This window comes from Bremerella sp. TYQ1 (assembly GCF_020150455.1).
Taxonomy (GTDB): Bacteria; Planctomycetota; Planctomycetia; order Pirellulales; family Pirellulaceae; genus Bremerella; species Bremerella volcania_A.
The window spans coordinates 99,608-123,970 of sequence record NZ_CP083740.1 but is presented as its reverse complement, the minus strand read 5'-3'; the positions used below and the strand labels follow the sequence as shown (position 1 = coordinate 123,970).

At 52.7% G+C, this 24,363-nt stretch carries 17 protein-coding genes; 6 read left to right on the top strand and 11 right to left on the bottom strand.

Annotated features, from left to right (window positions below):
- Positions 1-12: 12 nt before the first annotated feature.
- The 8 genes from LA756_RS00460 to LA756_RS00425 all read right to left on the bottom strand — a co-directional run bounded on the left by LA756_RS00460 (position 13) and on the right by LA756_RS00425 (position 10,919).
- Positions 13-741 (bottom strand): F0F1 ATP synthase subunit A, encoded by a 729-nt coding sequence (locus tag LA756_RS00460; RefSeq protein ID WP_224437920.1) that lies wholly within the window; start codon positions 739-741, stop codon positions 13-15.
- Positions 742-793: 52 nt separating this feature from the next.
- Positions 794-1,075: an ATP synthase subunit I gene (locus LA756_RS00455; protein ID WP_224437919.1), complete on the bottom strand. Its 282-nt coding sequence runs from the start codon at positions 1,073-1,075 to the stop codon at positions 794-796.
- 12 nt (positions 1,076-1,087) lie between these two features.
- Entirely contained in the window at positions 1,088-1,417 is a 330-nt protein-coding gene (locus LA756_RS00450) for an AtpZ/AtpI family protein (RefSeq protein ID WP_224437918.1), read from the bottom strand.
- 12 nt (positions 1,418-1,429) lie between these two features.
- Complete coding sequence (locus LA756_RS00445) at positions 1,430-1,819, bottom strand: F0F1 ATP synthase subunit epsilon (protein ID WP_224437917.1); 390 nt, start codon at positions 1,817-1,819, stop codon at positions 1,430-1,432.
- Positions 1,816-3,246, bottom strand: coding sequence for a F0F1 ATP synthase subunit beta (atpD, locus tag LA756_RS00440; RefSeq protein WP_224437916.1), 1,431 nt, complete (start codon positions 3,244-3,246; stop codon positions 1,816-1,818). Before atpD ends, LA756_RS00445 begins: the two co-directional genes overlap by 4 nt.
- Position 3,247: 1 nt before the next feature.
- Positions 3,248-7,456, bottom strand: coding sequence for an efflux RND transporter permease subunit (locus tag LA756_RS00435; protein ID WP_224437915.1), 4,209 nt, complete (start codon positions 7,454-7,456; stop codon positions 3,248-3,250).
- A 26-nt stretch (positions 7,457-7,482) separates the two neighbouring features.
- Positions 7,483-10,155, bottom strand: coding sequence for an efflux RND transporter periplasmic adaptor subunit (locus LA756_RS00430; RefSeq protein WP_224437914.1), 2,673 nt, complete (start codon positions 10,153-10,155; stop codon positions 7,483-7,485).
- Positions 10,156-10,364: 209 nt separating this feature from the next.
- Positions 10,365-10,919 (bottom strand): hypothetical protein, encoded by a 555-nt coding sequence (locus LA756_RS00425; RefSeq protein WP_224437913.1) that lies wholly within the window; start codon positions 10,917-10,919, stop codon positions 10,365-10,367.
- A gap of 721 nt (positions 10,920-11,640) precedes the next feature.
- Here LA756_RS00425 and LA756_RS00420 point away from each other — a divergent pair.
- A complete protein-coding gene (locus LA756_RS00420) occupies positions 11,641-12,165 on the top strand; it encodes a hypothetical protein (protein ID WP_224437912.1) in 525 nt (174 codons plus the stop codon).
- Here LA756_RS00420 and LA756_RS00415 read toward each other — a convergent pair.
- On the bottom strand, positions 12,136-13,080 hold the full coding sequence (locus tag LA756_RS00415; protein WP_224437911.1) for an anti-sigma factor: 945 nt from the start codon (positions 13,078-13,080) through the stop codon (positions 12,136-12,138). The genes LA756_RS00420 and LA756_RS00415 overlap by 30 nt on opposite strands.
- A gap of 218 nt (positions 13,081-13,298) precedes the next feature.
- Positions 13,299-13,895 carry an RNA polymerase sigma factor gene (locus tag LA756_RS00410; protein WP_224437910.1) on the bottom strand — a complete coding sequence of 199 codons (597 nt, stop codon included), beginning with the start codon at positions 13,893-13,895 and terminating at the stop codon, positions 13,299-13,301.
- A 395-nt stretch (positions 13,896-14,290) separates the two neighbouring features.
- Here LA756_RS00410 and LA756_RS00405 point away from each other — a divergent pair, with 395 nt between their 5' ends.
- The 3 genes from LA756_RS00405 (at position 14,291) to LA756_RS00395 (ending at position 16,467) form a co-directional block, all read left to right on the top strand.
- A complete protein-coding gene (locus LA756_RS00405; protein WP_224437909.1) occupies positions 14,291-14,842 on the top strand; it encodes a hypothetical protein in 552 nt (183 codons plus the stop codon).
- A gap of 122 nt (positions 14,843-14,964) precedes the next feature.
- On the top strand, positions 14,965-15,630 hold the full coding sequence (locus LA756_RS00400; protein ID WP_224437908.1) for a YHS domain-containing protein: 666 nt from the start codon (positions 14,965-14,967) through the stop codon (positions 15,628-15,630).
- Between the two features lie 39 nt (positions 15,631-15,669).
- Complete coding sequence (locus LA756_RS00395) at positions 15,670-16,467, top strand: YHS domain-containing protein (protein ID WP_224437907.1); 798 nt, start codon at positions 15,670-15,672, stop codon at positions 16,465-16,467.
- Positions 16,468-16,476: 9 nt separating this feature from the next.
- On the opposite strand, the gene LA756_RS00390 is transcribed toward LA756_RS00395, so the two are convergent.
- On the bottom strand, positions 16,477-17,895 hold the full coding sequence (locus LA756_RS00390; protein ID WP_224437906.1) for a TolC family protein: 1,419 nt from the start codon (positions 17,893-17,895) through the stop codon (positions 16,477-16,479).
- Between the two features lie 1,014 nt (positions 17,896-18,909).
- Here LA756_RS00390 and LA756_RS00385 point away from each other — a divergent pair.
- Complete coding sequence (locus tag LA756_RS00385; protein ID WP_224437905.1) at positions 18,910-20,841, top strand: efflux RND transporter periplasmic adaptor subunit; 1,932 nt, start codon at positions 18,910-18,912, stop codon at positions 20,839-20,841.
- Positions 20,838-24,347: an efflux RND transporter permease subunit gene (locus LA756_RS00380; RefSeq protein WP_224437904.1), complete on the top strand. Its 3,510-nt coding sequence runs from the start codon at positions 20,838-20,840 to the stop codon at positions 24,345-24,347. The genes LA756_RS00385 and LA756_RS00380 overlap by 4 nt, the downstream gene beginning before the upstream one ends.
- The last annotated feature ends 16 nt before the right edge of the window (positions 24,348-24,363 follow it).

Here is a 24,363-nt window from a genome sequence, read left to right as displayed (position 1 = left end):
AGTTCCTACGGATCATGAGACGTTCTTACTTTCAGTAGTTTCACTTTGGGCGTTCGCTTCGGGACGATGATGTGCCTGGCTGGCCGATGCGATATACACCAATGCCAGTACTGCAAAGATATATGCCTGAATCAGGCCGGTTAGCAATCCCAGGGCGTTCATCAAAATCGGAAAGAACAAGGGCGCAATTGCCAGAAGAATAGCGGCGATCTTAGCGCCACTCATCATGTTTCCGAATAGTCGCACTGCCAGGGCAAGGGTTCGCGAAAGCTCACCAATCAAGTTGAAGGGAAGCATGAGGGGTGTAGGTTGCAAGTATTGCTTGAGGTAGCCCACGACTCCCTGCTTCGAGATGGCATAAAAGGGAACAGCCACCAGGACACATAGGGCCAGTGCTGTCGTCGTCGAAAGTGAGGATGTTGGGGAATGAAAGCCAGGGACAACGGCTAGCAGGTTCGACGTTGCGATGAACAAGAACAGTGTCCCGATAAATGGCAAATAACCCGCGGAGTCTTCCTGGCTGACCTCCTGGATCTGTTTATTGATCGTGCCAACAACGATTTCCAAGAAGTTCTGCCAGCGCGAGATGCTTCGCCCGGATGACAACTTGCGGGTAGACCACCATGCGATACCGACAAGAAGCACCATCACGAGCCAGGTGTACACAATGGTGTAATTCAATGAAATGAATTTCCATTGCAGTAAAACAGCGTCGTCAGGGCTTAGGTCTTCGATGTTCATTTCAGATCAACAGTGGATCCAATTACGTTACCAAGTATCGTCATCAATCCTGCTAATTCGCAAACTCGTGCGAATTCCCTAAACAACCCACCAACACGAATCGGACGACTAGAAATCCAAACACGCAAATTGCGAGTAATTCCCAGCCTCCCTGAAGTACGGCAAAAAAGCTGGTCAGCACAACGCCTAGGCGAAACAGCAGGCTCGCCAAGAACCACAGTGCCGGTATTTGCATCGACGGCAAACGTCGCACGGTCAACCAAAGCCCCCCGAAATACACCACGCCGAGAGTCAGTCCAATTACAAACACGCCAAGAGCCCATATCGGATTCATAAGACAACTCCTCTATTTCTGCACTTTCTGATCGTCTTCCGTATCTTGTTCATTCGTGAATAACTCTTGCTGGATCCAATACCATGCGATCCAACAACCGCTGGTGATGCCAGCGAATAAGCCCATGAGGGTGCATGAGTAACTATGTTCCCAGGTTCGATCCATCCATAGGCCAACAATGGCGCCGATCAAGGTCGGGATCGCAATCGACCAACCAATTAATCCAAACATTCCTAATCCGAACCAAATGCTACGTCCGCGGGACTCGCGTGCGCGAATCTTTCGTCGCTCCTTCTTGGCCACCTCCTTTTGCATTTCATCCTGATATTGAGGTTTAGTCATTGTTCCCTATACCTAAGGGCGTTTCTCGAGGTCCATGAAGCGTCTTACCATGCCCGATTCAAGTCTCGCTGCAGCCGAACGAGCTAGTCGTTCCCGTTCGTCAATGGACTCGAACTGCTGCTCAACAACTTGTTGTAATTGTCCGAGATCCATACTCATTACGGCATGCCTCGTCGAAACAAGTACCTGGGGACCGCACTTCACGAGAGTGCCCTCGTCCACAGCTACGAAGTGTTCGAGACGTTCGTTATCCAGAAACGAAAGAATTCCCGGGACAATCGTTGCCACAAAGTCAATATGCCGAGGAAGCAAGCAGAAGAAGCCGTTGGGTGCCTCCGCGGTTAGCTTCAGCACTTGGCAGTCCAAGAACACTTCACTTGGCAGGAGCACCTTGAGATTCATGGTACCTTCGACTCCCTTTTGGCTTCGTCAATCGTACCAATCATGTAAAGCGAGCTTTCTGGCACGTCGACAAATTCGTCGTTCAGAATTCTCTCACATCCTTCCAACGCGTTTTCTAAATTTACAAATCTCCCTTCGTGGCTCGTGAACTGTTCCGTTACGAAAAATGGCTGCGTCAGAAAACGCTCCAATCTTCGAGCGCGATTCACAATACCCCGGTCTTCCTGCGATAACTCCTCCAAGCCCAACATGGCGATAATATCCTTGAGTTCTTCGTATTGAGCCAACGTTTTGCGGATTGCCTGGGCGATTTCGTAGTGACGATGACCAACGACATGGGGTACCAGTAATTTGGATCGTGATTGCAGTGGATCGATCGCCGGATAGAGTCCTTCGCTTGCTCGTTTTCTCGACAAAACGATTGAGGTGGAAAGGTGGCCAAACGTGTGTACGGCGGCAGGGTCTGTAAAGTCATCAGCGGGAACGTAGACGGCCTGTACCGATGTAATTGCCCCTGAGGATGTGCTACAGATCCGCTCTTCGAGTTCTGCCAATTCGGTTCCTAGGGTCGGCTGGTAACCAAGTCGCGACGGCAGTCGGCCCATGAGTCCCGATACTTCCGAACCGGCTTGAATGAACCGGAACACGTTATCGATCAATAGCAGCACATCCTGCTGAGCGTCATCACGGAAGTACTCTGCCATGGTCAGAGCTGCGTGCCCAACGCGGAATCTTGCCCCAGGTGGGTCGTTCATCTGTCCGAATACCAACACGGTATTCTTCAGTTCCCCGGTATCACTCAGTTCGCGATAGAGTTCTTCCCCTTCTCGACAACGCTCGCCAATTCCGCAAAACAGGCTTACGCCTTGGTGTTTGCTGACCGTGTTGTGGATCAACTCCATAATCACAACGGTCTTCCCTACCCCGGCACCACCGAACAGCCCAGCCTTGCCTCCTCTTTCCAGCGGAGCCAGCACGTCAATAAGCTTGATCCCCGTATAAAACACCTCCATTTTTGTGATTTGTCGTGTTACCGGCACGGGCTCCTGGTGGATCGATCGCCGCTCGACATTGCCAATCTCCTCACCGCGGTCAATGGTCTCGCCAAACACATTCAGGGCTCTTCCTAACAACTTTTTCCCGACAGGCACCATCAGCGGCCTGCCGCAGTCGGTGATCACGGAGCCCCGAAATAAACCCTCCGTCGGTGTGAGGGCAATGCCACGAATGGTGTTGGCATCCAAGTGATTGACTACTTCAACGACAACCTTTCCGCCCTCACCTGCGCGCAGCTCATTATTGAGATCCGGGATTTGCGTTGGGAAATGAGCGTCAATCACACTTCCACGGATCCGAACGATCGAACCGCAATTCTCGGTACCTGAGGAGACTGGGCCGTTTTCCGCGTTGATGCCGTCACCCGCCATCTCAGGAGCCTCCTTGAGGTTTCTGAGCGACGCCGCTGTCAGCGTCAGGCACATTCACGTCATGCTCCAAAAATCGAGGGTCCTTAATTCCAAGACGCAGCTTCCATTCCTGCACGGAACAATAAAGCACAGGCACGATGAGCATGGTCATGATTTCAATCAACATTCCACCAAAGCTGGGGATCGCCATTGGGACCATGATGTCAGAGCCGCGGCCTGTTGAAGTTAGCACGGGTATCAGGGCTAGAATGGTGGTGGCCGTGGTCATCAAGCAAGGCCGAACCCGCCGCAGACCGGCCGCGAGCGTTGCAGCCCGCGCCTCGGCACTGGTCGTAATTCGATGACGAAAGAAGCTTTGATCGAGATAAGTCGTGATTACCACGCCATCGTCAGAAGCAATGCCAAACAATGCCAGGAAGCCCACCCAGACAGCCACGCTCAGATTGATTGGGTGGATTTGGAAGAGTGACTGCATATTGGTGTCAAAGACATTGAAGTTCAAAAACCATGGCTGAGCATAGAGCCAAAGCATGATGAACCCACCAGACCACGCGATCGCAATTCCACTGAAGACAAGAGAAGTCGTGATCACCGACCGGAATTGAAAGTAGAGGATGATGAAGATCACAAACAGGGCGAGTGGCAACACGATCATCAACGTTTTCTGTGATCGGATCTGGTTCTCGTAGTTGCCCGCAAACGTGTAGCTGACGCCTGGAGGCAAAAGAAACTCGCCACGATCGATTTTATCCTGCAGATAGCGTTGGCAGTCCTCCACGACATTCACCTCAGCCTCGCCAGGATTCATATCAAAAAGCACGTAGCCGATCAGAAACGTATCTTCGCTCTTGATTACCTGGGGACCACGTACGTAATTGATTTCGGCAACTTGTGCCAATGGAATGTGTGCACCGCCCTTGGTAGGCACGAGGATTTTCTTAAGTTCGTCGATTTCATTACGTAGTTCTCGTAGATAACGAACACGCACGGCATACCGTTCCCGCCCTTCGACCGTGGTTGTAATTGGCATCCCCCCGATCGCCACTTCAACAACGTCCTGAACGTCTTGGATATTGAGGCCGTACCGAGCGATCTCCTTGCGGTCGAAATCGATCTCAAGATAGGGCTTCCCGACAATTCGGTCCGCGATAACCGCTGAAGCCTGGACGCTTGGCACTTCTTTAAGAAACCGTTCAATATCCAATGCGACCCGCTCAATGGTTTCCAGGTCAGGGCCTTTGACCTTGACCCCCATGGGTGCCCGCATCCCACTTTGCAGCATCACAATCCGGGCAGCAATCGGTTGCAAGCGAGGAGCCGACGTTGTCCCCGGCACTTGCGACGCCTCAATAATCTCCTGCCAAATGTCATCCGGATTCTTGATCCCAGCCCAGCTTTCACGATTGGGGTTGAGAGCGGGATCGAGCGGCATACGCCACTGGCGAAATGGAAGTCCCCGAGGATCTTCTACGAGCTTGCCATCTTCTCGAACAAACTTCCCCTGAACCTTGTAGATCTGACCATCGCTTGCCGGCAATGGAATCCCTTCAACGTCACGGAAGTAGTCGACAGCATTTGGGTCAAATCGGTACTTGATTCGATTGCCATCCTTATCGACGACGTATTCCGATTTATAGTTGATTACGGTTTCAATCATTGAAATCGGGGCAGGATCAAGCGGACTCTTTACGCGACCCAGTTTCCCAACGGCCAGCTCAACTTCCGGGATTTCGCTAATTCGACGGTCTTGAAGTTGAAGCACATTGCTCACTTCGCCAATCGATGCGTGCGGCATCGTGGTGGGCATGTACAGGAAAGAGCCTTCGTCCAAGGGCGGCATAAACTCTTTCCCGAATCCGTCCCAGCTCTTGGCCAGTGTCCATTTCGTTTTCACGTACAGTGACTGAGCTACAGATGGATCCTCCCAAGACTTGGAACGGATCCCCGCCATTTCATACTTGAAGCGGCCTAACGACGTGAGCTTGGCTACTTCATCTTGCTCTAAAGACTGCGAATCAAATTCCTGCGGAATAGGCCCCAAGATGAGTGCCGGCCCTAACCATGCACCAAATCCCAAAAGCAGGATTGATGCTGGAGCAATCGAGAAAAGCAGCTTGTGATCCAAGCACCATCGAAGCAGCGGCTTATACAGGTACTTCTGAAATACCTGAAAGAATGCGAGCAAGCCACCGATCACGACGCCAACGAATATCAAGTTGCGTAGAAAACCCTTCTCAGGCCCCAGAGGCAACCAGTCATCGGTTAAGAGCGTACCCACCAATAGCACAGCTGCGCCGTTCGCCAGCAAAAGACCGCTGCTATGCATCCGTGATCGCCAGGCTTCGTAACGTTCCGGTAGTGTCTCTTCAGCGACCTTGTATAGGCCAAGTGCGGAGATAATCACTCCAGCCCACCATGCCAGCCCAATACCAATCACGATCCCGGCAACGACCAAGCCGACATACAGAACTTGCCTCAATAACTTCGTGTTGATCTTCGCCGTAAACAGAAGATGCGCCGCTGGAGGGATAATCGTTAAGGCAACAATCACCGAGGCCGCCAAGGCAAACGTTTTCGTGAAGGCCAACGGTTTGAATAGCTTCCCTTCCGCTCCGATCATCGTGAATACAGGTAAAAAGCTCACGATGGTCGTCGCGACGGCCGTAACCACGGCACCGCCAACTTCGCTGGAAGCTCGATACACAACCTCCAATCGATCCTCCGACTCATCTGCCTCGTCGAGATGGTTCAAAATGTTTTCACAAAGAATGACCCCCATGTCGACCATGGTCCCGATCGCAATGGCGATGCCTGACAGTGCCACGATGTTGGCATCGATACCGAACGTTTTCATGGCGATAAAGCACATAAGGACGGCCAGCGGGAGAAGTGCGCTGATCAGGAGAGAGCTGCGAAGATGCATGACCATGACCAAAATCACGATCACCGTAACAAGGATTTCTTCGACGAGCGCCTTGTTCAATGTCCCAAGAGTTTCATAGATGAGTCCAGTACGGTCATAGAACGGAACCACCGTGACCTGGCTCGTCGTAACCCACGCCGGCCACTTCTCCCTTGGAATCGATCGCAGGTGTTTGACCCACGCGTCGTGGGCCAGTAGACCTTCCCCTGTAAATCCATCGAAGTTGTGCGAAGCAGCGTAAGCCGCTACCTGCGTTTGCGTTACTTTCTGATAATCAACGATCGCCTTGGTTGGTAGTCCGTCGTCAAACTCATCGATCTTGGCTTTGACGTTCTTAATTGCTTCCAGCGGGTTGAATCCATATCGCACGACAACCACACCGCCGACGGCTTCTGCTCCGCCTTTGTCTAATGCTCCACGACGCAAAGCTGGCCCCAGCGATACCTTGGCGACGTCTTTGACATAGATGGGGACATCGTCATTCGCCGTGACAACACTATATTCCAGGTCTTCGACACTCTCGACGAAACCAAGTCCACGGATAAAGTACTCCGCCTTATTGATTTCAATCGTGCGAGCACCGACATCGATGTTGGATCGCTTGATCGCTCGAAACACGTCGTTGATGCTAACCCGCGCTGCCCTCATCGCGTCGGGATCAACGTCAACCTGGTATTCCTGGACAAATCCTCCGATCGATGCCACTTCGCTGACACCGTTTGCCGAAAGCAGGTAGTAGCGAACGTACCAATCCTGAATCGTCCGCAGTTCGTTCAGATCCCATCCACCTACGGGTTTTCCATCAGGGTCTCGTCCTTCCAGTGTGTACCAATAGATTTGCCCCAATGGCGTCGCATCCGGACCTAGCGTCGGCTGAACGCCGTCTGGCAATGTGCCCGAAGGCAAACTACTTAGCTTTTCGAGAACGCGGGTTCGTGACCAGTAGAATTCAACGTCTTCATCGAAGATGACGTAGATGCTCGAGTAACCAAAGAAAGAATAGCTACGAATCGTCTTTACGCCTGGGACCCCCAGAAGCGCAACGGTCATGGGATAGCTGATCTGATCTTCAACGTCCTGCGGCGAGCGTCCCATCCATTCCGTGAATATGATTTGTTGGTTTTCGCCGATGTCGGGAATGGCATCGGTCGGCACCGGGTCACGTGGCAACGGCCCGGTATCCCAGTCAAATGGCGATACGAGAACACCCCAACCAAGCGTCGCACAGACTAAGAGCACGACAACAAGCTTGTTCTCTAGGCAAAATCGAATAACCTTATCGATCATCAGTTCATCCAATCGATGGTGAGTTGTCAGTGCTGGGAGTGATCCGGATGGGACTGATTGGCTCCCGAGTTTTCGGGCTGGTCGGTCATCAAAGGCTTCACGCTATCGGCACACTTGAGCATTTGGGTCCCGAAATATGGGTTTCTTACTTGATCGTTGCCCTGGTACCACACCGCTCCTCGATTTTGGAAAGCCATGGGACAGTGAAGTTCGTAAACCGTTCTTGCTGTGCCGAAGCCAAAAGTCTTTGCCAAGACCCCGACTTCTTCAGAAAGGGATTTGAATCCAGCCCTAAATCCGTTGATGTCTTCCGATCGCTGTAAATCGGCAATTAGTTTGGCTAGATTGGCTCGCTCTTTATCCCATATACCCTTGGCATCATCTGTCAGCACATTCGAATCGATTGCTTCCACGGCTGATTGGAGTTCGGGCAATTTCTCTTTGGCACCGGCGAAATCATCCTTTGCCAAGTCATATTGGATTTCGAGATAGCGGTCCCAAATCTCTCCCAGTCCATCTTGAAATTGCATGGGAACGCTAACCCGCTCGATCATGGGTTTCATGTTTGTCATCACTCCAAGCTGCGAACGCATCCGACGCACATGGGACTTGAGCGTTACAAGGAGCTGTTCGGCATCGGACATCTGTATTAATTGCTGCCCCTCGAATGCATCGTTTCCCAGCAACATCGAGAACTCTTTCCACTGCATCCTGGCATGCCCTGTCAGCATGTTGCCGTCAACACGCTGAAGCGTGCGATCAAAATCAGCAAATGCTAATCGGACTTCGTTAATATCTCCTGGTGCATAAGACTGCTGAACGCGATCGAAGGAGGCGATCAATTCCAAGATCTGATTGGTAAATGCTGCCGGCAGTTTCATGTTGTGCCCGGCATGTTCGTTGGTGGTTGCCTTTTTCTGATCACCACCGCCATGATGATGACCACCACCGCCGCCCCCTTCAGGCGTCATCATGCTGGGCTTGGCCTGAATCTGAATCTCGGCGTCGATCTTGAAGTTGCCTTGGGTGACGACCAGTTCACCCTCACTGAGCCCATGCTCTACCAGGTAGTAGTTGCCGGCTCGAGGGCCTAGCACGATCTCTCGGCCTTCGAAGGTCGGTTGACCGACGGGACCGAATTCCTCGTGCATTTGCTCCGTGATCGCTTCGATTTCGGCAAAGGCGTTTGATGCCTCTTGGGGAGTATTCGCTCGATTGCCGGCAAGTGCGTACGGTGTTAAACGGTCGGCATAGCGATTCCATAATTCCTGGGCATAGATACTCGCTCCCTGTTCGTACGGTTGATCGAGTACTTGCTCCAGAACAGCGAATGCACGTCGGATCTGCTCTAAATCGCCGCGTTGAATTGCCGTGCCAAGTCCTTGCGTCGCCGCTTCGATGCCGGCCGGCATGACAGGCAATTCCACGTAAACGATTGCTCGACGACCGGTAACTAATGCTGCGGAGGATGGGATCACCAGAGGGGCTGTTTCCTGTTCGGTACTGGGCGCGATATACCCCAGTGTTTCCGCACGAACCAGTGGCATATGGCAGATATCACATAGACCGGGCTCATCCTTGACAATCTCGGGATGCATCGGGCTGATCCATTTACCAACCAGACTTGGATCAATCACCCGTCCTCCGGCTGCGATGGTGGGCTGCACCTTGGCATGCACGAACATCTGAGGCTTAAGCTTACCGGTGGGATTGGGAATATTGACCCGAACTTTGACCGTTCTCGTCTTGTCATCCAGTACTGGCTGAATGAAGGCAATCCTCCCGTGAAATTCTTCCCCGGGGTAAGCCTCGGTCGTGATCGTGACATCTTGGCCATACCGAATCCAAGGTAGATCTGACTCGTAGGCATCCAGGTGAAGCCATACCTGGTTCAGGTCCGCGATCGTATAGATACGTTCGCCCGTTTTGACGTAATCCCCTTCATTTTTGAGTTTTTCGATTACGACACCACTGGCCGGCGAGTGGATTGTGAGGTGGTCCGAAGGCTTCTCCTGTCCCTCAATCTCCTCAATTTGTTCCTTCGTTAAACCGAACAGCCGCAGCTTCTCGCGTGCTGTTGCAACGAGGTTAACCGACGGAAGACGTATCGATCCCTGCGGAATGTTTTGATACTTAAGCGCCTGGATCAATTCCTCTTGAGCAGCATAAAGTTCGGGACTGTAGATATAGACCATGTGATCGCCCTCTTTGACGGTCACTCCTGCGTAGTCCACGTATAGACGATCTAGTCTTCCTGGAACCCAGGCTGAGATGTATCCGAACTTGGTCTCGTCGAAGTCGACCTTGCCGACCATTTGGATTTCCTGGGATACATATTTCCGCTCGACGGGAATGGAAGAAATGCTCATCAGTGCCCGAGATTCAGGGCTGAGAGTAAGTGTTCGCATCCCACCGGCAGATTGTGCAACCGGAATGAGATCCATACCACAGATCGGACAGTCCCCAGAATCTCCCGAACGGATCTGCGGATGCATGGAGCAGGTCCACATGCTCGAACCATTGGGAACGCGAGTCCCCACAGGCTCGTTATCGGCTACTTTTGGGGCGTTCGTGCCGAAGCTGAACGCCAGCAAGAATCCTACGAGCAGCAAGATCCCAGCCTGAAACAACCAGAGTTTCCCAAAGTGCTTTCGATAAACTTCGGCCCACCATTGATTGGCAAGAATGGAGTTCGTCATGATTCTCTCTGACTATTGGGACGAAAGTTAAAAGGAATCGTACTCGTAGTTTCAGGCTGGAAACGTCAATGCACGGTCGCCGCCTATTCCAACGACCGTGCATGCGTTTCCTTTACTTTTTACGTTGGCACAATCACCGAGCCACTCCTAAGTGGTTTGTCCCCTCAGGAATTTGTAATGGGGAACAAGCCACCATGGAGAGACAACATTTAGCGTCCAATTCCTGGGTGCTGTCGGACTTCCGGCGGGGAATGACGTTGCTGAGTGCTTCGCGAACGTACACTCGGGGAAGGTTCGTAGGAGAACCGTCGCATCTCTTGAGGTTGTTCGACAGAAGCTTCTTCATTCGCGGAACGAACATTGGTATTCCTTACCCATCCCTTCATTTCCTGACCGTCGACTTCAACGATGGCTCCTAGCCATCCATCGACAACCTTTATGACGCGAAAGTGCATACCATTTGGCATGTTGCCGATGACATCCCGCCCAACCATCATGCGAACATCTCGGCCTGCCACGACGACCTCGTCACCTTCCATGAATCGGGCTGGTTCATAGGAAAAGCTTCGAACGGCTTCCTCTGTTGTCTGTGTCGGCTGAACGTAGTACGAGTTAGCACGTTGCGAAACTCGCTCTTGGCTCCAGAATCCTCTGCCGTACTCGCCGCGTGCCTTCGCACCTGCATCACGTTGTGCCATTCCTTCGGCCACCCAAAATCCTGACATCGTGATTGCTAACAATCCAACAAGCATGAATCGGAACATTTCACACCTCCGCCTTCTAATGGGTGAGTCGAGCGGATCAATTCTTCCGCCAGGAAGCTACGCTTCCCTGTAACGTTGACCCGTCATCGCTCTTTCCTATTGGATGTTCCGGCATGCACATTTCTTCGCGAGTTACGTCATTTTTTGTCTGCCAGAAAAGGAGGCAGATGCGGCGTAATTACGTGGCATGAATTGCCGCCATTTCGGTGAAGGATAAGACCGGAACAACATGCGCAACTGGCGAATCAGCAATGGCTTACCGCTTCCATGGAGTGTGTTCCGGAATTTCGCCCGGGGTGTCGGGCACGGAATTTGAAATAACGTGCTGCAAATTCCTGCGGAATAGCCATCTTCAAGGTCCGTTATCTTCAACTGTGGCTACTCCTTTTCAGCACAATTCGAGTCTATGCTCCCTCTCGTTTTCCGAGCCCTCGTGGTTGGTCTCCTGATTGAATCTGTCTTATTTGCCCAGGACGCCACGACGTTCGTCTCAACAAAATCAGATCCGGCCAATTTCATTGTTCGAACCTTCCCAGGTGGCCCCAAGGCAAGCGTTGTCCTAGATCAATGTGAAGACCTTCGGGCAGAACTCCAACGATCCTGGCTTCGCCTTGAAACGGCAGACAAGTGGGAGCCTCAGTGCGAAATCGTGCTGCACCCAGATCGCACGCAGTACCTAAAAGCGGTAGGTGTCGGAGGTGGGTCCACATCCGGAAGCAGCTTGGTTCGCTCAAAACACGGCCGCATAACTGCACGTCGAATTGACTTGATCGTCAACCAAGATGGGGAACTGACGGCACTCGCTCACGAACTAACCCATGTTGTCCTTGCCGATCGATTCGAGGGTCGTACGCCCAGATGGATTGACGAAGGGATTGCTACCCGAGCAGACAGTCCGGAAAAACGCAGCTTGCACCTGCGTGACTGCTTGCATTCCATTCAAAGCGGCACGGCCCTTCGACTTTTTGAAGTATTCAAATTGGAGCAGTTTACGTCTGCCCAGCAAGTGCCAGCATTCTATGGACAGAGCCTCTCGCTCATAAGCTTTCTATCCGTCCATGATGAACCTGCAAAAATCATTACGTTTGCCGAAAAGGCGAAGGACATCGGCTATGACCGTGCGTTAAAGGTTTGCTACGGCATGGAAGGTATTCCGGAGTTGGAGCGAAAATGGCGTGCCTACGTCTTCAATGGCAAACATGGCCACACGGACTTGTCAGCTGTTGCTACCGGTCGCCGCTCCTGATTCGATGGTCGGTTCTTCGGGCCTCTTCTCTTCTTGTGCTCGACGCATACCTTCGAACCAGGACACCAGTTGATTTAGCTCGTCTGAATCTTGCAGGCCTACAATTGTCATTCGGCGCTTGCCGTTGATCCAATTCCCGGCCAATTGATCCTCCCCTACGTCGATGAGCGTACATGGGATACCTTCACAGACCATGGGCTTGGCTTTTGAACCGCCAAACCACTCTTTGGCCGAATCCTCGTTGTGCTCAAAAATAGCGAAGCTCGTACCGTTCTCTCGCTTGCAAAGACACTGGACACAAGTGCAACATGGCATCTTCAAGACATGAATCGACTCAACGGCATAGCCCCCAGGCAACCCAGGAGTGATTGCGGGTTGATAGCCCAATAGTTCGCCAGCCTTGCTTACGTCCACATTGTGATTCTCGTAGCTGGTGAGCAAATAGGTCTGCGCAGCCAATGGGTCGTGACGAAACTTTTCAAGGTATTGCCCAAACACGGCGGACATGTCGTGATCGTGACCGTCCTTATCAAACCATGTTCCAAAACTGAACACGGATACACCGATCAAGAGCATGGCCGCTATTGCGGCCAGCCAGCCAACTGGGACATATCGTGACTTTCTTCCCGCATCTAACCGATGAGAAAGAGTTGGTCTCTCGGAACGTGAGTCGGCGGCAATTTCCTCCTGGTCTTCTAAACCAAGATTTTCCGATAGTTGCTCCCAGATACGGGTAGAGGGTGCAAGGGGCGTTTCGATATTTCCGGCCACGTTCGACAGACGTTCGTAGCGTGCCAAATCTTCGGCGCACGAGGAACACTCTTGCACGTGTTTTTCAACATCTCCGCGCACCTCGGTTGGCAATTCGTTATCGAAGTACGAAGAGAGTAATCGTTGAACTTCGGAGCAGTTCATCTCTTTACACCCCAAATCTCTCAAGATTCATCCCCACTAACTTCATTTGATGCTCCAATCGCGTGATTTGTTCGAAAAATGCGTTACCCCCTCTACATGGCTGCAATCGGACAACTCTACGGGAAAACGCATCCCAGGCAACGTATTTTGGATTACATATTTACTTTTGGCTCGGCATAGAAGTCATGCCCAGGTTCACGTGTCTTTCGTCGCAAGCACTAAACTTCTGCCCCAAGTTCCGTCAAAATAGATTGCAACTCGCGACGAACTTTATTGAGCCGAGAACCAACGGTTCCGCTGGGAATGTGCAGCACCTCAGCAATTTCCGTATAGGACATCTCTTCGACTTCTCTTAGTAGAAACACCGCCCGCAATTCAGGGTCCACCGACGCGAGAGCTCGCTCTAAGCACTCCTTGCACTCGAAAGACTCCTGAGAGTGGCTATGCTGCTCTGGCTCCCACTCAAGCCTGATGATATGGCTGCGTCCTTTATTGCGGAGATATTGGAGAGACTCATTCATGGCCAAACGGTACAGCCATGTGCTGAATTTCGCCTGCCATGAGAACTTCGCAAGCTTGCGAAATACCTGCAGGAAGACTTGCTGCGTCAGATCCTCCGCCTCCTGCAGTCCGACCATCCTTACCATTAATCGGTAGGTGTTCTGATGGAACGCATCGTAGAGTTCCCTGAACGACTCTGGATCACCTGCCTGGGCAGATGCCACGATCTCCTCGATAGACTTCACGATCCCCCGGTTTCCTGAATCTTGAGGTGCGAGCGAATGGCGGTTTGATCGCAGAGTTGCCGTGCTCATTTAGTGCTTATCCAACTATCGATTTTACAAGCTGATGGCCACGAGGGAAGCAAACCACGTTCCATTTTTTCGGAATCGTTTACCTCCATTCGGCAAGATACAGCTACCTATAGGTATTCGCCCTAGGTTCCGGCACTTTCTTTGTCTAACAGTTTCATATGCTCCCAGCCTGACCTATTTTGACTGGCGTGCTAGTTCGCTCACCTATCGTGCGGATACGCGCGCACTTGAATAATTCTGAAGAAAAGGCGATCTCGTAGCATCTCAAGGTTAGTTCTGGGGGAGAGATGTGCTTTCCTCAACCATTTTCGCCTGATCGCCAGACCGGGTGAACAGATCCAATCCCTGTCATCAAGAGATTTGCAATGGCGATCCCTGATATTGGAGCCTAAAAGATGCGAAGAAATTACCTGACATTGTCCATCCTTTCGGTAGCCTTAGTTGCCGCGATGAGTCTTTCAGCTTCATCGGTTGCCCTCGCCCAGCGAGATGCTGGAGCTAAGGCAAGAGGCGAAATTGGCACGGGCTTTTGGACCAACCAGCGAGCCGCACGCCGAATGCAGCACGCGCTAGATTACTCGAAAGGCATCTACGAATACTCTCGAGACGCCAAAGAAGTCCAAGGGAAAATCGCAGAAAAGGAATCTGCCGAGCTCGGACGAAACATCGAGGCCGCTAAGAACGAAGTCTCCGCGATTCGCAAGGAATACGGCGATGACAAGAACGTTCAAGCAAGCTTGAAGGCCATCGAGGAGCATTTGTCCGCCGCGGCAACTCAGCATGAAAAACTACATGCCGAATGCCAAAGTGATCAAGTTGATAGTTCCAAAACAATGGAATGCTGCAACACCATTACGAAAGAACTCGAGAAAGCAATTGCAGAACATGCGGCGCTAATGCGGCAGCTTGGCATCGACAAAAAGGCAGCGTCGACGAAAGCGGAATAAGCGGACGGTAAATAGCCATTTTGCAGGGTTCACCAGTATGGGTGCCCACTCAAGCAATTTGCGCGAGTGGACACCCCGACGGTGTCGATCTTAGAAACCGTTTTCCAAAGGAGATGGTTACGATGGGTGATCTTGTCGAATTTGCCAATCAAGTGAAGCAAAAGATGGCTATCGCCAATCGGCCGCCGTACTGGTCGAACGAAGAGGCGGACCAATATATGACCGCGTCGACGGCCAGGCGTGAGCAGTTCCAACAAAAAGCAAGCACGATCCAAGACACAATCATTAAGCCGCGTTTGGACACGATCGCGGCCTTTTTTGACAACGCCAGCATGGCCAAGGAAGAACTAGCCAGTCATCGCTCGTGCTGGTTTGGCTATTGCGATCGATTTCCGGTCACCGCCAAGATTGCCTTCGAAGTGCAGCATGACATCCGATTCGAGAAACTTGCCGTCACCTATGAAGCCTGGGTGATGCCGGTATTCATCAAGCTGAATGAACGCGACAAGATCACGATGGCTCTGGAATCGATTCGAGAAGACGATATCGAGAAGTGGGTCGATGAGCGATTGATGGATTTCCTGGATGCGTATCTAAGAATCGATCGGGGACGTGATGATTTTGAAGAGGAACCGGTAACCGACCCTGTCTGCGGAATGCGTATCAACCGTTCCAGTGCCGTGGCGAGTGAAAGTTACTTGGGCTATTGCTATTTCTTTTGCTCGCCTGGATGCCAAGAGAAGTTCAACCAAGACCCGACGGAATACGTCGAAGTGAAATCCATGTAGGAATGTCCAGCGATTATGTCAAACAACGAACTCCATCCTGTGTCCGCCGCCAGCAAGGATACGACCGACGCTCCCCACGCAGCGATGCCACTCAAGATTGGTGTCATGGGAGGAGCCGGACGGGACATTCCCGCGAAATATCTTGAACTCGCCATGCAGGCCGGTGAGGCGATCGCGCTCAATGGATGCGTCACCATCACGGGTGCTTGCCCAGGCCTTCCCTTGGCCGCTGCACGTGGTGCAAAACGTCGTGGTGGAACCGTCATCGGCATATCGCCAGCCCTCAGCCTTGACGAACACGCCTTCAAATACGAATCGCCAACATTGGCTCACGACGTGCTGATTTTCACCGGAAGCGGCCTGATGGGACGCGAAGTCGTGAACATTCGTAGCAGCGATATCGTGGTGATCATTGGTGGCAGCAGTGGAACACTCGGGGAGCTGGCAATCGCTTATGACGAAGGCAAATTGATAGGCGTTTTGACGGGAATTGGCGGGCTTAGCGACATGGTCGCCGACATTCTCGCAAAGTGCAATAAGAAGACCGGGTCACGCGTGATCTACAACGGGAGTCCACGCGAGTTGATAGAGCATCTCGTCGAAGCGTATCGGAGTGAACACTTTCGGCATCCCTCGGTATTCTGCCGTGGATCATCTTGTACGAATAGCCCTACAGATATCGAGGGCAACTCCCAAGATCCTGTTTGCGGGATGTGGATTTCACCAAATTCGGCCGCCGCGCGTCGTACCAATGGAGACAAGAAGTACGTATTCTGCTCACTCAAATGTGCAGAACAATTCGATGAAGAAATCAACAGCAGTGGCAAGAGTTTGTAATCACATCTGCTACGGTGAGTCGAAATCCGTTCCCGCGGCTTGCTGTAGTCTCGCATTGGCGGTTGCGAGGTCCCCAAGTGCGCGGTGATAGCCCAGTTCCAGAGTCAACAGATTGCGATAGTCTCGGATCACCCGATCGAACTCAACGCCTCCATTGGTATAGGCTTCCTGGTCGGCAGCTAATGTCTGACGAGCCTGGGGTAAGATGGTCCTTTGATATAACGCTGCTGTTTCGTGAGCTCGCTTGGCTTCCGCATAGAGATCGACGATCAGCGACTCGTAGCGATCGGTCATCTCCTCTACGGAAGCATTTGCGGCTTGGTGTTTCCAGCGAGCCTCGTTCTCGATCGCATCATATTTGTGCTTCCAGATAGGAATGCTCATCTGGGCTCCCAGGGCCCAGGGATCTTGACCAACATCCACGATCGTACTCGGAGGACGGTTGTCGTCGGTAGGGAAGTAACTGGCCGAGATCATGAACTCAGGCCGCCGCATGAGCCTTGCGACTTCTATTCCCCAACGCGTTGCCTGGGCTCGCAACCGTGCGGCCTCCAGTTCAGGCTGATTTCCAACGGCGGCCTGCATGACCTGTTCCATCGTCATGCCGGGCAATTCTGCATTCAAGCTCGCAACACTTTCAATCGCTTGATCAGTCGGCCGAGACAGAAGTCGATTAATTTCCGCTTCAACTCCCTGCCGCTGTCTTTGATACATCAGCATTCGTTCCTCGAGTTGTGACAACTCAACCGTTCCCAGAAGAACGTCTCCTTGTGACGCCGCGCCCGTAGCCACGCGAGCGTTGGCCAATTGAATCAAGGACTCCAAGAGCTTTTGGTTGGCGTTGGTGACCTCAATCTCGCGATCGATCACATATAGGCGGTACCAGCCGGATCGTACTTGAGCAATGACGCGCAGACGCTCCGCTTCCAATTCAGAATGGATAGCGTACGCCTCAAAGATGGCCCTTTGCTCTTCCGCAGATAGGCGACCAAGCCAGGGAATCGATTGACTGAACGTGAGATTGGCTCGTTGTGACCCAGCTGCTGTTTCGATCGCGTTACCGAAAACATTGGCCCCGATGCGAGGGGCCGGCAGCTTGTCGGCATACTGGGACTTGGACATCGCTGCCTGGTAGTCTTGCGATAACTTCCGGAGACGAGGGTTCTGTTGCAGGGCGATCTGCTCGAGGGCGACAAGAGACGAGCTTGTTTCAGACGCCGTCGGCACTTCGGGCAATTCCAGCTCATCGTCCAGATAACTTACCGGCTGGATATCGGAAGGGAGATGCTGGTCCACCGAACTCTGCGATGTCGGGGCTACTTGCTCCTCGAAAGGAGGTGCCGCCGATGGTGTATCGGTGGAGATGCACCCGACAAACAAGACCGCCGTGGCTGCCAGTCCTGGAAATGCTAAGCGTTGTGCCAACATGTGTGTTCTCAAATCCGAAGGTAGATAGTCGGTCACTTATTTCAAATTATGCACGGATTTCTAAATGGCACGGTCCACTCGGATTTATCGGTCATTAGGGAATTGCCCTCAAACCAAAATGTGTCATTTCAATACGTTATGAGGTTTTGAGCCTTAGATACTAGGGTTTCAGCACCTGATTACCCTCGGCCTATTCGCCCTTGACTTGGTTGCCTCGCGTCGGCATGATGCGAAAATATTCCGGTCACGAAAACTTTGCCGTCATTTAAGAAGTTTGGGCAAAACGACCGAAGTAAAGAAAAGCGGCTGACTCGCGGCCTTTGATTTTCTATTTGAGTGAATTCCGAACGTGTCATTCATTACGCACAATGCGACTAAAGTCTGGATCTGGACTTTAATCCTGGCCTTGCCCCTGCAAGGACTTGTGCTCAATGGATCGGTATGTGCAAGTGATGGCACTGCCTGCAACGGCGGGCGACTAGATTGTTGTTGCTGCTGTAGCTTGGAACATCGCCAGCAGCACAGCTGTTGCTGCCATAAGTCAGAGACGACCGGCACATGTTGTCAGAAATCCGGCGTGTCGCAGTCAAAGTGTGAGTGTGGCATTGGATGTCCCTGCGGCGAAGGCAAGCCTTCCGATATCCCTGCAGCTCCATCCCGTGATTCGGATGCACGATCTGATATCGCTTCACTCGCCTTGACCCCTAATTCGCTCGATACGGCTCCTGAAATTAAGTGCCCGCAACAACGCGTGCAACTTCAATCGGAAGCGATCCAGTCTCTGTCAATCGATCGTTGTTCCACTCTCTGTCGCTACACACTCTAGGTAGCCAATCCATGCGCACCTTGATGCGCATGTGTTAATTCCTGTCGATCATGCGAACGACTTCGCGTGTATAAGGCCGCGTACTCCTGCGTCAGGAAGACGTTTTGCGGCTGATGATCGAGTCCATACCAGTGAGCTATGTCGCATCACGACTGCGCGCATTCATCATTCCACACAGGACATTTCTCATGAGTGAGTCTCCAGAGCCCGTTGAGCAGGCACCCGAGAATCCGAAGGAAACAAGACAAGCCTTCGATCGTCGGTGGCTGGTAGGACTATTCATCAAGCCAGTTATCTTCCTTGTCTGCGGGACGTTACTGTTCGCGGGCCTGGGACTTATGCAGCGATTTGGACTGATCTCGAGTGGCGCCATAGGTGGAGACGCAGCTTCTGCCTCGGCACAGGCCGGGGCAGAATACATCTGCCCAATGATGTGTACGCCTCCGTCGTCGCAGCCAGGCCGTTGTCCCGTTTGTGCGATGGAACTTGTCGTGGCGTCGTCAGGTGGTTCTGGCGGGGACTCGCATTCGATTCAGATCGGGTCGGCCGCTCGACGTATCGCTAACATTCAGACGACCGAAGCCACCATGCAGCCCATGACGCGGAACGTCCGTGCAATTGGCAAGCTGAAATATGACGAAGCCTCGCTCAAGACCATCTCTGCGTATGTGGGCGGACGATTGGATCGCCTTTACGCAGACTTCACCGGCGTTGTCGTCGAGCAAGGCGAGCCGCTGGCGTTGCTCTATTCGCCGGACCTGTATTCGGCACAGGTCGAATACTTACTGGCCAAAAAATCCGTTGTACAAGCATCTCCCGGAGTATTGCCGAGCGTTGCAAGTGCCAATCGAAACCTTTTCGAGAACGCGCGACAACAGCTGATCGAATTGGGAATGACGGAAGCTCAAATTACTGACTTGGAAGGTAATGGCAAGGCAGATAGCCGGTTGCATCTAAATTCCCCAATGAGTGGTACGGTCATCCAGAAGATGGCGGTCGAAGGCCAATACGTGAAGGCCAGCGATCCGATTTACCAACTGGCGGACCTTTCCACAGTATGGCTTATGCTCGAACTCTTCCCTGAAGACGCTGCCTGCATCGGATACGGTGAGAAGGTCGAAGCCGAGGTTCAATCCCACCCAGGAAAGAAGTTCACGGGAAGGGTGGCGTTTATTGATCCAAATGTCAACGAACGTACGCGGACGATCGGCGTTCGTGTCGCCCTACCGAATGAAGAAGGCCTTCTCAAAGTTGGCGACTTCGCGACAGCCTTTCTTCGCATTCCCGCGGCAGCCGGTCCACAGTTGCGCAGATACGATCAGCAGTTGGCCAACAAGTGGATCAGCCCACGGTTTCCGAATCAAATCTTCGACCAGCCTGGCAAGTGCCCCATCAGCAATCTCGAACTCGTCCATGCATCCCATTTTGGGTTTGCTGACCAACCGCAAGATGAAACCCAATCCGTATCCGTGCCTCGAAGTGCGGTTTTGATGGCTGGTAAACATAGCGTTGTCTACGTGGAAACAGAGCCAGGACGATTTGAGATTCGGCGAGTCGTTTTAGGTCATCAAAGTGGAGACCAGATTGCGATCCACGATGGGATCAACCCTGGCGAGAAGGTAGCCATCAAGGGAAACTTCCTAATCGATTCTCAGATGCAGCTCGCAGGGAACCCTTCCCTGATCAACCCAGAGAAGTATGTCGCTCCGGAAGCTGAAGAATTGTCACCTGAGATGCTGGCTGCTCTCGAAAAGTTGCCGCCGGAAGAAATGACGTTGGCCAGCGCCCAGCAGATTTGCCCAGTTACCGAGATGGCCTTGGGTTCGATGGGCACACCACCTAAGGCCGAAGTAAACGGCCGTACGGTGTTCCTATGCTGCGAGGGATGTCGCGGTTCACTGATGAAAGAGCCTGAGAAGTATCTCGCGGTCCTCGACAACAAAGATAGCGGAACCCAATCAGAGAGCGCACCTGACTTGCCGCCGATCGGCCCCATTCAAGAGATTCCCCTTGTTCCTGAACTACCACCTAACACGGTAGCCGTTCCTGTTGAAAGCGATGGGCCGACAACTCCATCGATCGCGACCCCTGTAATTCAGCCCGTGGAGGTCGTCCGATGATTCAAAGTCTCCTTCAATTCTGCCTGAAAGAACGTTTACTCGTTTTACTGACCGCGGTGTCCCTGGCCGCCTTTGGCTGGTACTGCACCTACAAGGTTCCCCTCGATGCGATTCCCAACGTTGGCGAGAACCAGGTCATTGTCCTGACCGAATGGCCAGGACGGTCCCCCAAGGACATCGAAGACCAAATTACCTACCCGCTATCGATCGGGCTGCAAGCCGTGCCAGGATCGAAAAGTGTCCGCGGAAAAAGCATGTTTGGCTTCAGCTTTGTCCAGGTGACGTTCGACGATGGCGTCGATTTCTACTGGGCTCGATCGCGTGTCGCCGAACAGCTTACGGCCCTCGGCAATCAACTGCCTGAAGGCGTGACTCCGAGCCTCGGACCGGACGCGACCGCATTGGGGCAAATCTACTACTACGTGCTGGAAGGTCCACCCGAAATGGACTTGGCCGAGCTACGTTCCAAGCAAGACTTCTTCCTGAAATACGCGTTGCAGTCGGTCGATGGTGTCGCGGAAGTTGCCTCGATCGGTGGCTACCTCAAGCAGTACCAGGTTGAAGTTGATCCCGACCAATTGCGTTTCCATGACATTCCTTTGAGCCTCGTTATCGACGCGGTGAAGGCCTCGAATATCGATGTCGGTGCAAAGACGGTCGAGACGTCTGGGATGGAGTTCATTGTCCGCGGACGTGGATTCATCGGTGCCGGCAAGACTGAGCCGGAAACGATTGAGCAAATCGAGAATACCGTTATTCAGACTCGCGACGGGATACCGGTCCGCGTTCGCGATCTTGCTCAAGTTCAGGTAGGCCCTTCCTTTCGGCGAGGTGCTATCGACCTGAACGGCCGTGAGACCGTGGGTGGCGTCGTCGTCATGCGTTACGGCGAGAATCCTCGCGAAGTTATTCAGCGCATCAAATCGAAGATCGCTTCCTTGGAAAGCGAACTGGGCGGAATCAAAATCCTCGGCATCTACGATCGTACGCAACTGATTGATGAAACAGTTGCTACGCTCACCGACGCATTGAGTCATGAAATTCTCATCACGATTGCCGTGGTGGTTCTTTTTCTACTCAACGTCCGGTCGAGCCTGATCATTGCGATTACCTTGCCAATGGCTGTGCTCATGTCCTTCGCGGCGATGAAGTGGTTTCACGTCGATGCAAATATCATGTCGCTCGCGGGAATTGCGATCGCGATCGGCACAATGGTCGACATGGGGATTATCGTCTTGGAAAACATCTACGATGCCCTTGCCGAATGGGAAGCGAAGGGAGCCCCAGGCGGACCACGTCAACGATTACGCGTCATACAGGAATCGGCCAGCGAGGTCATACCGGCAGTTCTTACGGCCGTCAGTACGACGATCGTGAGCTTTCTGCCCGTCTTCTTTCTCACCGGCAGAGACTACAAGCTGTTTGCTCCGTTGGCCTGGACGAAAACGTTCGCTTTGGCAGCCAGCTTGATTGTCGCCGTGACGGTCGTCCCGGTACTTGCCCGAATCTTTTTGCACAATGCTCCCAAGCTCACCTGGCGGTCTATGACAGCTGCGATAGGGTTGGCCGGTATCAGCATGCTTCTCGGTCAACTTCTATGGAGTGAGCATCTGGCTGAACTCCTTGGTGTACCGAGTATGCTCGTCACGATCGCACTAGGGCTAACTGGTGCGGCGATTGGCTGGTGGATGAGCCGTGAACAACTGCGGCCCATGGAAGACAACCCTGCCAGCCGATTCGTGATATTTCTGTACGCCGGACGTTTGCGAATGGCCCTTCATCACAAGGGAGTTATGCTGCTTTTTCCGCTGGTGATTTTCATTCTGGGCCTTGGTGCCTGGATTGGACTGCCGACCGTACTTCGTCCGTTTGAAAAGTTGGTATCACTCGTCGGTGCGGACCTCAATGAGGTTCCCGGATACGTCGATGCGAAGCACACCTTCCAAGGCCTCAAGTCCGACGACTGGATCGCCTTGGACGAAGGAAGCTGGTTCTACATGCCCAGCTTGTATCCTGCGGCCGGATTCAATCAGGTCATGGAGATTCTGCAATCGCAAGATGTCCTGATCAAAGAGATTCCGGAAGTTGCCCACGTGATGGGAAAAATTGGTCGCGTCGAATCTGCTCTCGATCCAGCTCCTGCCGCGATGATTGAAACCTACGTCATGCTGAAACCACGTAGCCAATGGCGCGAAGGAATCACAGAACGCGAGATCTGGGATCAAATCAACGAGGCCGCAACGCTTCCTGGCGTTACGCCAGCTTCACCACTGCAGCCCATTGAAGGCCGTATCGTGATGCTGCAATCCGGCATCAAAGCATCGATGGCCGTTCGTATCTACGGGGATTCCCTAGAAGGGCTGTCTGAAGCATCGGTGGCCGTTGCCGAAGAGTTGAAGAAACATCACCTCGTGAACGCAGGCACGGTCAATCCCGACATCGTCATGGGGAAACCTTATTACGAGTTTGAGGTCGATCGTGAAGAAGCTGCCCGTTACGGGATGACCACGATGATGGTCAATCAGATCGTCGCGGCTGGACTGGGTGGGCTCGACGTGACGACCACCGTCGAAGGGCGAGAACGATATCCGATTCAAGTCCGCTTCAATCGAGAAGTCCGCGAGAACATGGGCGAACTTCCCAGGACATCGATCGTAACGCAAACAAAAGACGTAGTTCCGCTGGAAAGATTAGCGAAAGTTTCCACCACGTGGGGACCTGGCATGATCAATAGCGAAGACTCGCGTCTGGTTGCCCACGTCATGTTTACCCCTTCCGGCGTCGCAGGCGACCTGGAAACGGTCGATTCGGTCATGCATTCACTACGCGATGCCCGTGAATCGGGGAAGCTAGTGTTTCCCGATGGCAACTTTGAACTCCAGGCAGTGGGCTCCTTTCAGAATCAGATCGAGGCCAATTATCGCCTGATGTGGATCATTCCGGCGGTGTTTCTGATTAACTTGCTGCTGCATTACCTGCACTTTCGCAATCTGCCGATCTCGCTGGTGGTGTTTTCCGGGATTCCCATTGCCTGCGCTGGAGGGATGATTGCGCTCGCGGTCATGAATGTCGAACTGAACACCGCCGTGTGGGTAGGCTTCATTGCCCTGGCAGGCCTCGCCGCGGACGACGGTATCGTGATGGCCAGCTACATTCACGACCGTTTGAAACGACGCACGATTACTAGCGTCGAGGATCTGCGCGAAGAGATTTACCAGGCTGGCCTCAAACGCATTCGTCCCTGCGTAATGACTACGGTCACGACGATCGTTGCGTTGATCCCTGTCTTGCTTTCGACAGGCCGAGGAGCAGACGTCGCCAAAGCAATGGCTTTACCGGTCTTCGGTGGCATGATGATCGAACCCTTTACAACCTTCGTGGTGCCCACGATTTATTGCTGGTATTTGGAACTCAAGTTGAGGGCGGGCCTCAGTGACTCGCTGCTTGAAATGTCTTTGGAAGAAGAGGAGTCCGAAGAATTGGCTCCTCATGCAACGGCTGCCTAACGGATTGCGGTCGTAT